Here is a 12,154-nt window from a genome sequence, read left to right as displayed (position 1 = left end):
CAATATAATGCAGTCTTGGATAAAAAACTAAAAAATCCGTTACTTAGGTGTATTTTGATATCATCTGATGCCTAACTAGGTGATTACAGCTCGAAATCATGAATGCTCTTTTTCTGCGGTCTATCAAGTTGCATCTGAACAGCTTCTCTAATGATTCCGCTTATCAGGTTGAATGCTGACTGATCCACAGAACTTATGTTTTTATCAATTATCGTTAATATATGCCTTGTAAGCTTCCCAGTATGAGTCCCTATCCAATATTACGTCTCTGATAAACTCAGGATATAGCTTAAGTGCGGAACAATAGGACTCCCAGTATATACCTTTGATTCCACTTGGATCTTCTGGCACACCATTCTTCACTATCTCCAATGCTTGTTCTTCTGAAAAAGTGGATCTGTGCCTTTCTAATTTTTCAACGTCGGTAGCGATCACACGGCAATTTTCTACTAATTTTATAAATGGCTGTAAGGTTATGCATATTGGCTCGAACTGGTTCCAGCGCAATATTTCAATTCGTCCATCACGATTTTTAATAAAGCGACTAACATCTAGTTCAAACATGCCTCGTTCTGCGCCCGATTCAATTGGCGGAGGTTTATACCCTAAAGCTTGTTCCCTCCATTTGATATAATCGTCCTTACACTCACTGTAACTGAACTGTTTACTGCGCCTTATTTTTAAACACAAATCTATATCACCAAATGCCTCTCCACCTCTAGCCAAACTGCTAACTAATGCGACCTCCTCTATTTCATAGTAGAAAGAGTAAAGCTCATTCCAATCTTTGAATCGCCACTATTTCACTAGACAACTTTTAGCCTTACTAAAATCCCTTTTAAGTTCTTGTAAGCAAATGCTTTGCTTATCTTAGTGCTATAGTTTTTTGGCACGGCAATCCTCGGACTTATACCTATATAGAATCATTTTTACTCGAACATACACCAAGGTCTGGTTAATTTTAAGCCACTATAAATAGCAAAAAAGGCATGTAACCTGCCTTTTTTAAAAAATTAAAATTTGGGGTAACTCTTATTTTGCCTCATCCGGCTTAAGCGCTACTAGTTCCTCTAAAAGGCTTACTCCTGTCTGGTAATAAATTACCACGGGGTTATTGTGGCGGGCACCAGACAAATCCAAGGCCAATCCAACTTGGCTCTCTCCTGTTACATCCTCCAAGCAACGTCGAGATTCTCCATCAAGAGCAGCCATGTATTTCTGTTCATTACTTTGAGGGCCGAGCGCCATGGTAATGAGGCAATCTTTGCCATGCTCAATCTTGTAGGTAACATCAATGGTCTCACCACTTGCAGGGATCTTAAAAATAGTTAGTGAGGTGCTATAGATTTCTGGTTTAGTCGCACACCCGGCCAAAGAAAGCAGAGTTGTAGTAGTCAATAACAAGATTGTTTTTTTCATTTCAGTTTCCTCAATTGCTTAAAAATAATAATTAACGAGAAATAGACTTGTTTTTGTCTCGATCTATTTTGGGCTCGTTGCTTAGTTGATTTTGGTTTTCTATCGCGGAGTTATGCACTTTCTCTCTCGCTTGAGCTTGAGCTATAGCTTTATGATGTTCTGGTTGAGGTTGATATTGGCTATAGTCCTTTCTAGCGGACTGGGATAGCTTGTTATAGGTGCTAACAATCAGCCTGTCGGCTTCTTTCTGTTGACCACCTTGTTCTAATTGCTTGGCATTAGTGATGGCTTCAGACATAAGTCCATGTCGCTGTTCTGTTTTGACCTCTAATTGAAGGCGTGATAACTCAACACCTAGGGCTTTTGTCATTTTCCCAATATCTTTTTTTAGTTCCTGGGCAGATTGTTGCTGCTTTGTCTTGTCTGACTCAAAAAAGATTTTCTGAATAGCCTTTGCCGCCATCCAAACCAAAGCACCTGCGGCCTCGGTAAAAATATCATTCTCTAAATATCCCCGCTGATAGTTAGAAAGTGTTTTAGAGAGCCAGTTATCTTGAGCAGGTTTCTCGTGCCCCATGCTTTCAACTTGCTTTATTAGCAACTGGACAGAATCAACAATTTTCATCTGCTGCTCAGATAGCTGTCGATACTGCTCATTCATGTGAGCATGATCAAAAACGCTGGTTTTCATCTGCTCATCTTTAATAGGATGACTATTCATACTTTGCACAATTGACTTAGCCGCTGATTCAAGCTGCCCAACCAACTTGTTAGGGTCAGAGACATCAGCTTTGCTAAGTTCTTGATAGAGCGCCGCAACTTTCGCTTTTTCGTTCAATTTCATTCCAATTACCTCTTAATGACGATGTTTTACATGTAGGTTTCCATTAACCCACTCTGCGCTAATGAAATTATTGGGCTCGATAATGTGTTCAAAGTGACTAGCTGACGCCTCTATATCTGCATGAAAGCGCTCGATCTCAGCCTGATAAGTCCGCATTTCAGTAACAAGGTTAGATAGTTGAGAGTAAAGATCAGGCTTGGGCTCTCTTCTGAAAATCTTTCTGAAAATACTGATAATCATTGGGTGCCCCCTTGATACCAAGAAGCAATAGGTTCGAAGTGATCTCCCCACTCCATGATCTTCAAAAAATCATCGACACACTTCAATACCGTGAAGTGAAGAGGTTCGCCGGATTCTGTTCTTGCAGCGGTTACACCTCGTCTTTGATGAATATGATCGTCATTTATTGGAAGTACTAATCCGTTAACTTGAATATCTGCCGCCATAGTGTCCTCATTTATCTATACTCTCTTTGAGCTAATATTTTCTCAGGTGAGCAAGCATTAGATGGCACGCCAAAGTGCCCAATTTGGACAAAAAGAAAGGGGCCTTAGCCCCTAAACGAATGAGTGGAGAAATTGAATTCGATGATCTAGCGTTTGTGTTCGCCAGCTTCTATCTGTTCGCGAGAAAAAACTGTGGGACAACGTGACAGATCCGGTTTGCCATAGCCATTCACAGCCTCTGACCTGCTGCATATGTAGGCATCAAACCGACCTGTGGCTTGTATCATTCTGTCTTTGGCCTTCATTGACTCGCTTGCCTTTTCTAGGTAATCACAGGCAGGATAAGACCATGTTGCTAGTCCAGAATGGCCTGCCGCATATGTGGAGCAGGTTTCCCGCTCCGTGACTTTCTCTGTGTAACTTGCAATACCACTTCCTTTTTTCTGGAGTTGAGTCTGAATAAGTGAGTCATGCTGGTACGGACCGGGATAGCTCCAATAAGGCACCTGATAGCTGTTGAATGCAGGAGGATACACCGACATAAACCCGCGAAGGCCCTCGCTTTCTCCAGCAATGTAATCAGCAACACGTTTCCAGTTCCCATCTGTCCATTTCAAGCAGTGATAACCACCATCCGCTTGACGAGGTTTAGCTCCCAGCGCGATAGCGAGCTCATCAATTTCGATGTCACTATGCTGGCTGCTATTACCTGCACCAAACGCTGCACACATACCCCCCACGTGCATTACGGATATGACACTGGATCGCCCGATCGCGTAAGGTCTGATATCAAACGCATCAAAGTATCCAGTTCGTTGATAATTATAGAAGTTGGCAGCTATTATATTCATTGCTCCAGATCTGGATTGCATGTTTAACACATCACGAGACATTTTAAGCGCACTATCCCAACCAACTCGTGATGCCGCTGCCGCAATAAGGCTGCCCATCACATCATTATCATGGGACGAGATAGTGTATTGAACAGATGAAACTGGAGTTCGCACAGCACAGTATTCATAATATTCATTAAAGGCTTGATCCTTTTTCTCCTGCGAGGCGGCTTCATTATAGTTCACCAAGAATTTCTCCAGGCTCAGTTCCTGACCGTCCTTCGTACACTCATTGCCTCCGTTGATCAAACATCGCTCATAAAGCTCAACCGTTCCATTGAAAGAGGCAACATTAGTACGCGCATACCGGCTGATAAAATCGTCAACTGAGAGCAACTGGCTAGAGTCATCGAAGCAATCATGGAATCCATATTTCATAGCCATATTAGCTTTATCGGAACTGCTATCTAGGCTTGAGAAGCTCCATCGCCTTTGTTCTTGGCGTCGCTTATCGTTGGCAGTGCGAATGCGCTCCAAGGCTTGCCTTTGATTCTCTTGACCTAGCAGCTCCGCTATCCACGAGTTGAAGGTTTGCCATTCCGCACCTAAGTTTGCCACCATCTCAGCCGCCGAGTTGAATGCGTCCTTGCTACCAAAGTCTTCCTGTTTGAATCCAACGAGTTTCATATCGGCTATCGCGGCCTGAATGTCTGGTTCCACTTTTTCTACTTTTTGAGATGGCATATTTGGCTGAGTGTTGCCGGTGATATTTGGCATAGTCGCGGAGCAACCCGCCAGAGATGCCACTATAAATATTGACGTAACAAGAACTTTCACTTTGAGATCTCCCTTTTGGTTTCATATCCATTTCATTTTCAAATAAAAGGGCAGTTTAGCCAGTACGCCAAACTGCCCAATTTGGACAATAGACAGCTATTATCTTGTTAGACTGTGCTGTATATCGCCTCTCGATTTATCCCGTTCTTGAACCCTATCCGCTGATTGCTCTAACGAGCGTCCTGACTCTGGATGTTGCCATAGCTTATCAATCAAGTGATCAAGCGGTTCCAGCGACTGATAACAGCTTTCCTTAGCCGTCTGTTTTTGACCTGAGCGCTGCTCCACTGCTCGGACAAGTCCTTCTTTTGAATCGGTATAAAGATATACGCGGTCCTTTGCTCTCGATATCTGCACGTAGAACTGCTCGGTGTTCAATAATGCCTCTCGGTTGGTTTCAGCGTGAACAAACACGTTCTGTGCAGTTTTTCCCTGCGCAGCATGCACAGTCATAGCGTACCCATGATCCCAATGAGAATTAGCCATTTTGGACATATCAAACTCACAGGTTTTACCATTGGAAAGTCTGAAGGTTACATTCGAGCCTTCTATCTTCTCAACTGTGGCCGTGTCATTGTTCAATCGCCCAGACGGCTTATCATTATCACGCCACACGATCTTCTCACCAACGGCCAAGCCACTTTCAGTTAGATTGAACAACTGGATGTTCTTGGCCGCATAGTGTTCAGGAGGGAATCGAATCAGCTCAGCCTGTTCATTACCCCCCAACTTCTTCAGTAAGAGATCGTGATTCTCTCGACCAACGACCTGATAATAGAGGCCCTGCTTGATGCCCTCACGTTTGAAGCTACGCGCAAACCGGACGATGTGCCCATTTTGATATGACGTCACCATACGCCTTTCAGCTTCAGTTGCATCGACTGGTGATAGCTGGTTAATTCGGAGCTCTTCGCCCAAAGCTCCTTCTTTTTTTAAGGCCTCACGAACCAACTCATTTGTGCGACGGCGGCCATCACGACTTGGTTCGAGGATGATGCTGTTGGCTCGCTCCTGCGGCCTGAGTGCCATGTAGTCCTTCACAAGCTCTTGTCTGCGGGCTTCCCCACTTTTCTCGTGGTCAATTTTTCCACTTTTCTTACGAGTGACCAATTCTTTTATCGTGCTGCCACTCTCCTGTAATCGACAGAGAGCATTAGAGGCCATTTTCATTAGGGAGAGGTATACAGCATCCCTTGTGCCTCGGTTCGTCTGCCGAACGATTTCTTCTAGTCGATATGTTTCCATTCCATGAGCCTGAAGCTGACGAAAGGCAGCACCAGCCTCTACGGAAGCAAGCTGACGGACGTCGCCAGTCAACACAACCCTAGCACCTACCTGGCTAGCTCTTTGAAGTAGATCGCGCATCAGTTTTGTACCGATCATTGATGCTTCATCAACAACCCAAAGTTGAGGGGACCGTTGTATTCCCTTAGCTAACTCCTCCCGCTGACTTTTTAACTCTGTTTGTTCGTAACAAAGTTCATCGAGTCGCTTTTGGTAAATGGGAGCGGTTTCAGAGATCTGAGCACCAGTTTTTAGGTCTACTTCGGGGTTTTCAAGGGCCTTCGTGATCCGTTCCAGCCGCCTGTCTATTCTTTCGATTTGGGCGAGCAATCGTTTTTCTTCTACCCATTCATTGCGATTTTGCCCCAGAAAACTTTGGATTGTACTTGAGGGAATATTCGCCCCCTCAGATAGACTTTGAGCAGCCGAGTTAGTTGGAGTAAGGCCTCTTACTTCGTATCCCATATCTCGTGCTGTTTCAGCAACAGTACTGAGCACGGAGTTGGTTTTAGCCGTACCGGCCAATCCTTGCACTCCAACGATCCGATTCTCGGAGCTCAGAATGCCCTGGGTGGCTTTCCTTTGGTCAGCGTTCCACTCATATCCAAATTCGTTGGCCTTCTCCTCAGCATTGGAAATGGCCGCAGCCGCCTGTTCCCGGCTGCATAATGCCTGAACTCGGTCGCGGCCAAGGTATTCCTCCTTGAGTACCTCATCCTCGATGGCGATGGCCGCTTTCGACGTATATCCCCGCACATCAATCTCTTGCTTGCTGACCTTATCAAAGGTTCTAACCGACTTATCTATGAGCTGACCACTGCCAATTGCAGCATCAATCGTATTCTTAACATCAGAAAGTAGTACTCGCGATCCGGCATAACGGCTAGCCTCTTTGACTAGATCGTGGTGGGTCCAAGATGTATCACGCTCTCCAAGGTGCTCAGTCGCCCACATGACGGCTTCGTTGGCTAATTGAACCCGCGCCAAAATCGCCTCGGATTGCAGATCCAGGGATGGGATGTTTTCCCGAGACTGAGCAATGGCCCCTTCCAATTCTGCCAGCTTCTCTTCGCCCAATTCGGCATGCCAGCGATTCAGAAGCTCACCTCGCTCAGCGGCAACCTTTCGATCCCGCGTGTCGAGCGTGGCGGTCTCCTTTTCCCTAGCCGTGGCCGTCTCACGAGTCTTTCCCCTAGCCTCCAGCGCATCTCCGATTGCCTCTGATCGTTTCGACAGTTCACGCACAGTCTCTTTACTTACCCCAGCAATCTCCCAGGTCCCATCTTTACCCTGGTGCTCTAGTCGAAAGCCCAGTGAGCCAACTTCTTGAGCGAGAAATTGACGGTAGACCAGACCAAGGTGCTTTTGGTCAATGAAGATTGGTTTATTCTCCATTGAGCGCCACTGGCCGTCATTTCGCTGTGTTAAGTTCATTACCACGCAGTGTGTGTGAAGCTGAGGATCAAGAGCACGACTGGTTGTATGTTTGAAAGTTGCTGCGACCATTGAACCTGTCTTCTCGTATTCCAAGGTGTTCTCGGTACGATTGCGGTTCCTTGTGACGATATATTCGTTCTCTATATGTTGAAGAACTGCTCGGACTGCTCGGTCATGGGCTTCGAGAAGCCGCTTATCACCTGCAACTTCTGCCAAGATAGAAACACTCTTGGGTGCTGAAAAAGTGAGGTCGATCCCTGGTTGGTGTTTCCACTCGCCATCCCGGAAAGTGCCGACCAGTCGGCCGTCTGGGAGCCGTCCCTCCAAAAGTGATTTAAAGGTTTCCCGCTCCACTTCACCAGCAAGGCTAAGGGCCTCAGCTCCAGAACCTATCCATGCTGAAGGAGATAGCCCGTCCACATAGTAGTCATCATGCTCAAAGTAGTGACCGGCAGCTCCAGCACTTCTAATAGAAGATGCAGACATCATGATTTTTTGTCTCCTTTTCCAAGCAGACCAAATACCAAATCATCATCCATTCCAACCGTTCCCAACACCGAATGTACTTCCTGTTCTATATCACTTGGGCTTGGCACTTGCCCTTTAGACTCATCTGTACCCTGCGTATTGGAAAGTTCTTTCGGAACAAAGTTAGTATCAGCTTCCATTTTCAAGGCCCGTGCGGCATTGAGCAGACGCATACCAACAGTCTCATTCTCATCACCTTGAATAAAACCGTCAGCGATCTTCGGAAGCCTCAAGAAAGGAATATCAATACGGGCTTTACTCTCCACACCCCAAATTTTGGCAAAGCAAGACAAGTCAGGCAGATCCATGATTTCACTGGGAAGCACAATTTTTCGGTTTTGACGTTTAGAACTGACCCGAACTCCATCTCGAATGTCATCGGCGGAGTAGTTTAAGTCTTCATCAACTTCCTCACGCTCAGCTTCACCAAATACTTTGGAGACCCATTCCGCAGTGTCGGCATTATTCAACCGGAAATGAAGCTGCGTGGAGCACAAGCCAAGTATGGTTTTAGAGGTGTTTTTTCCAAACTCTTCCTCAAGTTGATTTATTTCCTGAATACCCAAAACAACCGCCGCTCCAAAGCTTCGACCTTCGGCCATTAGCATTGAAAGAGCGGGGATTTTTTTGAGACTTGGTAGCTCATCGACAACTATCCAAAGAGTCCGCTCGTTATTAACCCCACGCGCCATCAACCCTTTGGCCGCAGCTTGTATCCAGGTCGAGATAAGAGGTTTCTGTATCTCTATTTCAGCTTCCCGTACTGGTAAGAACAACCAACTATCGTCGGCATCAGGTTCATCGCCTTCTGCTATCCAATCTCTTATAGAGAAGAATCCCTTTTTATTATCTTCTTTCAACAGGCGAAGTGGACGAACACCATCTACGATTGTTGAACGAATACTTTCGAGAGTTCGCTCGTTATCTTCATTGAAATATGTCGCTGCTGGAGTGCCTGCAACCAGTTCTTTGAGTAACTCAAGGTCATTCCACGCTGTCGCCCGAAGAAGTGAAAGCAATGACTTCGGTCCGTCTAGATATAAATTCTGAAGTGCGGCAGAAACAACTGCTCTGGCAGCCGATGTAAAAAACTTCTCTGGACCACTGTTACTATTAGAACTAGGTAAAAGTGTTTCAGCTATCCAGTCTGCATCAAATGGAGAGACCATTTCTTCCCATGGAGTCCACTGATGTGATCGACTATCTGCCGGATTGAGTATGTGATCTACTCCGTCCCGATAGAACATTTCTACGAATTCACCCTTCTTGTCATACACCACAGCCCGGTCTCCACGAGCACGAATAGCTTTAAGCAAGTGAGTTAGTGCTGTAGATTTACCGGCACCTGTTGTGCCACTAATCAAGGTGTGCTTTTTTGAAAATCCTGTAGGTAAGGGGAAATCTCCAAGGGTTAAATCAGAGACACCATGCTTTTCTACGATTTCTCCTTTCAATTTTTCGGATGAAACAAATTTCGCCCCTCGAATATATTTGTCTTCTTTAATCTCATTACCTCTTTTAACTGCCTTAACAACAAGATAAACACCAATAGGCAAGTACAGTATAAAGAGCGAAATGAAAGCCCATCCAAAGGATTTGAGAAGATTAACAGCAGCTTCCTGGAATAGTGGTTCATTTATCACCACAGAGGATGGCAGAGAGTCGCGCCCATCTAGGGCAACACAGGTTCCTATAGTCACGCTTGAAAATGGTTGTACTAGTGCCTTCAATTGTGCCCAAAGATATGTACTAGCGTTTTGCAAGACACATTTATCGGCGTCTATCCAGAGGTATAACAGGCCACCGACAATCGCCAACAAAACACCAGGCAGAAAGATCCAAATTCCGCTGAATAACAACATCTGCTGGCTATGAAGCCATGTGTCCGCACCACGAACAAAGTCACCGACTCGACCTTTTCTAATCGTTGCCATTATCGTCCCCTCCAATAAAGTGAGAACGCAGAGCATTTGTGCGCGCTGAAATGACCTGTTTAGCCTCAGCCATTTCATCCTCAGAGCAGGTCTTTTTGAGCAGAAAATCTGTGGTTGCCACGTTGATCGACAGCAGGTTAATTAGCTGCTGATAAATCTCCTTCTGATCCACTTGTACATTTCTGATTTCGCTCAATGTTGAGTCATTATTTAACGCCTGTTCGATCAAAGACACCGCCGTTTTACTAACCGTTTGCCCCGATTCTTTAGCTAATTCCTTCAACAAAATATGTACTTGTCTAGGTGGATATATTTGTACGCGATACGCCTTAGAAACTCCCATTGTAGTCCCCCTTATCCCTGATTCTCTTGTGTGCAACTCCCTTGCAACTCCGTGTGTACAGAGGTACAGGGAGTCCCCTCAGAAGGCGCTACTGCGCCGGATGAGACAGACCACTCGCGGTGAGTGGGGTGTGGAGAAAAATCCGGGCAAAGCTCGGAGTTTTCTTGCTGTGAGATGGGGCCCCCGCTCGATAGAGCGGGGTGAATTGTGTCAACCATTCGCAGGAAAGAAATTGCCAATATTCGTGTCTCATACTCATGGTATTTCCTTGCCCTAAACATCAGGCTATTGGCGATCGATGTGATAGCTTGCTCTACCGACTTTGAATCCGATGCAGTCTCAAGAATTCCGAGAATTGAAGCGCCAGAACAATGCTGGCACTGCCGAGGATGAAGTTTCATTCGTTATCTCCTGATTGATGAATTTCAGGAGAGATTCTGGCCTTTAGATGTGCAAATCCCAGCACGCCAAACTGCCCAATTTGGACAAATCAGAAACTGGGTAAAAATAGGCAGGTCTCACCCAAAAGCCACCTGTTGATGGCTTTCTGATGTAGAACAGCCACAACTCTCCTTGGTCGTCACCAAAAAGCGACCTATTGATGGTGTTTCGGTTGCATTAACTAGAGTTCAGACAGCCTCCCCCCTCCAAAGTCACCGAAAAGCCACCTATTGGTAGTGTTTCAGTGACTTTTGAGATAAACAACGAATGCAGGTTGGTTTTTAGGGTTCAAAAAACAATAGATTGGGCTTAAGGAATGCACACAAGCCTAAGGGTAGATAGATTTAATCTTCAGGTCACAGATATCGGGATTCAATGTAAGGCAGTACATCATTCAGTTCGTCACTTTTCCTCTGCAAGTTCATTTGGGAGAAATGATGGTAAACATCTTATCGAAAACACGCTTTAGCCCCATTCATTCTTTCAGTTCGTTAGCTCAATCGAAAATTCCCACTCCTGTTGCCATAAAAATTCTTATGTATTTACCTATGTTTTGCCTTACCAGAAATCGACTAACAATGTATGGGTATACAGTCGTATTTAAATTTAGGTGTTTTGGTATGATTTTCAGACAAAATCAGTGCGCATTAACTCCATCTGCAAAAAATAAAACTCTATAAAATCAGGTGACTATAGTAGCTGACTTTTAGTTAATAGGTTTGGAAAACGCGCATGCGCGTTTTTCCAGATGGTGTATTTGGCAGAAAGCTGATAAGTTCTTTGCATACAGATAGTTAACCGTGCGCGTTTTCACTGGTCTAACGAGGTAAACACGCATGCGCACGAATAAAATGTTAGGCTTCGCGAAATTACATGGTACCCATCGAAAATATGTTTAAAGAAAACACACTAATCAATCCGGTCAACGAATTCACTTGGAGGCTCCCAGTCGAAAAATGCGACGACAAGGAGTTGGACTGGATGATCAAGAACTTGCTGGCAAACTTTCAGAAGCTTTACGGCTGTACAGTTAACATCGTACAGATACAGAGCGATTACCTAGAAAATAAAAATAACGGAACTTTAGATCTCCTAACATTCAACACAAACTCTATAGAATATTTCTTCTTAAAAATAGACACCATATTCGATATTTTATACCAGGTATATTTCAAGCTCTGCAATCCTGAAAGGCCGGCAAAAAAAAGCAAGCACGCACACTTGGAAGATGTTTTTACGGAATACAAAACCAAGACAGGGAGTGAGGTTGACATAAAATGGTTAACTCCCATCAATGCTGTAAGAAACAGAATTGCGCATGGCGGCTTTAGCGTTAAGTGTTTTATTCTTGAAGAGCATTTTGCATTTCAAGCCTATGATCTAAATCTTAACGAAAGGATTAAAGATGATTTTGGTTTCTTCGTGAATGAGCGACCAATTGTGTATACAGATCTATACACGAATTTCTACACCCAAAAAACTCATGAATTCATACAAGACTTTCTGGGCTTTGTAATTTATAAGGTAAGCGAGGGAGATCGAGAGGAACTCCCGCTTGGGGCTTTTGACAAACAACAAAAAGAATCCGCATCAGCTCTTTACTATGGAGGGGAAAAAACCTTCCTTAATACATCAAGGCAGATCGGAAAAAGAGCATAACAAATAAGGATAGGCCGCGCGTAGCCGCGACCTTATCCCAGTGTTGAACAAGCCCGATGCTGGTTGTTGACACTTTATTATGCAAATAGCGGATTGAGAATTTGAAGGTATCAAGGTCGTATTTTGAAAGAGACTTTTATGCAGACATG

The 12,154-nt window shown here is 44.7% G+C and carries 9 protein-coding genes; 1 reads left to right on the top strand and 8 read right to left on the bottom strand.

Features of this window, described 5'->3' with window-relative positions; genetic code table 11:
* Positions 1-204: 204 nt before the first annotated feature.
* The 8 genes from KO533_RS14710 to KO533_RS14675 form a co-directional block, all read right to left on the bottom strand.
* Positions 205-564: a hypothetical protein gene (locus KO533_RS14710; RefSeq protein ID WP_219254870.1), complete on the bottom strand. Its 360-nt coding sequence runs from the start codon at positions 562-564 to the stop codon at positions 205-207.
* Between the two features lie 468 nt (positions 565-1,032).
* The gene (locus KO533_RS14705; RefSeq protein ID WP_219254868.1) at positions 1,033-1,419 is read right to left on the bottom strand and encodes a hypothetical protein; all 387 of its coding nucleotides are present in this window, start codon (positions 1,417-1,419) and stop codon (positions 1,033-1,035) included.
* Between the two features lie 31 nt (positions 1,420-1,450).
* The gene (locus tag KO533_RS14700) at positions 1,451-2,263 is read right to left on the bottom strand and encodes a hypothetical protein (RefSeq protein ID WP_219254866.1); all 813 of its coding nucleotides are present in this window, start codon (positions 2,261-2,263) and stop codon (positions 1,451-1,453) included.
* A 236-nt stretch (positions 2,264-2,499) separates the two neighbouring features.
* Entirely contained in the window at positions 2,500-2,709 is a 210-nt protein-coding gene (locus tag KO533_RS14695; protein WP_219254864.1) for a hypothetical protein, read from the bottom strand.
* A 146-nt stretch (positions 2,710-2,855) separates the two neighbouring features.
* Positions 2,856-4,319: a hypothetical protein gene (locus KO533_RS14690; RefSeq protein ID WP_219254863.1), complete on the bottom strand. Its 1,464-nt coding sequence runs from the start codon at positions 4,317-4,319 to the stop codon at positions 2,856-2,858.
* 159 nt (positions 4,320-4,478) lie between these two features.
* Positions 4,479-7,589 carry a MobF family relaxase gene (gene mobF / locus KO533_RS14685; protein ID WP_219254861.1) on the bottom strand — a complete coding sequence of 1,037 codons (3,111 nt, stop codon included), beginning with the start codon at positions 7,587-7,589 and terminating at the stop codon, positions 4,479-4,481.
* Positions 7,586-9,562 (bottom strand): type IV secretion system DNA-binding domain-containing protein, encoded by a 1,977-nt coding sequence (locus KO533_RS14680; protein ID WP_219254859.1) that lies wholly within the window; start codon positions 9,560-9,562, stop codon positions 7,586-7,588. The genes mobF and KO533_RS14680 overlap by 4 nt, the downstream gene beginning before the upstream one ends.
* Positions 9,549-9,905 (bottom strand): hypothetical protein, encoded by a 357-nt coding sequence (locus KO533_RS14675; RefSeq protein WP_101095840.1) that lies wholly within the window; start codon positions 9,903-9,905, stop codon positions 9,549-9,551. Before KO533_RS14675 ends, KO533_RS14680 begins: the two co-directional genes overlap by 14 nt.
* Positions 9,906-11,237: 1,332 nt before the next feature.
* On the opposite strand from KO533_RS14675, the gene KO533_RS14670 reads away from it, so the two are divergent.
* The gene (locus KO533_RS14670; RefSeq protein WP_219254857.1) at positions 11,238-12,005 is read left to right on the top strand and encodes a hypothetical protein; all 768 of its coding nucleotides are present in this window, start codon (positions 11,238-11,240) and stop codon (positions 12,003-12,005) included.
* Positions 12,006-12,154 lie beyond the last annotated feature (149 nt).

This window comes from Shewanella sp. NKUCC05_KAH, assembly GCF_019345585.1.
GTDB lineage: Bacteria > Pseudomonadota > Gammaproteobacteria > Enterobacterales > Shewanellaceae > Shewanella > Shewanella oncorhynchi.
Note: the sequence above shows the minus strand (reverse complement) of the source record. Positions and strands in the feature narration are given on the sequence as shown.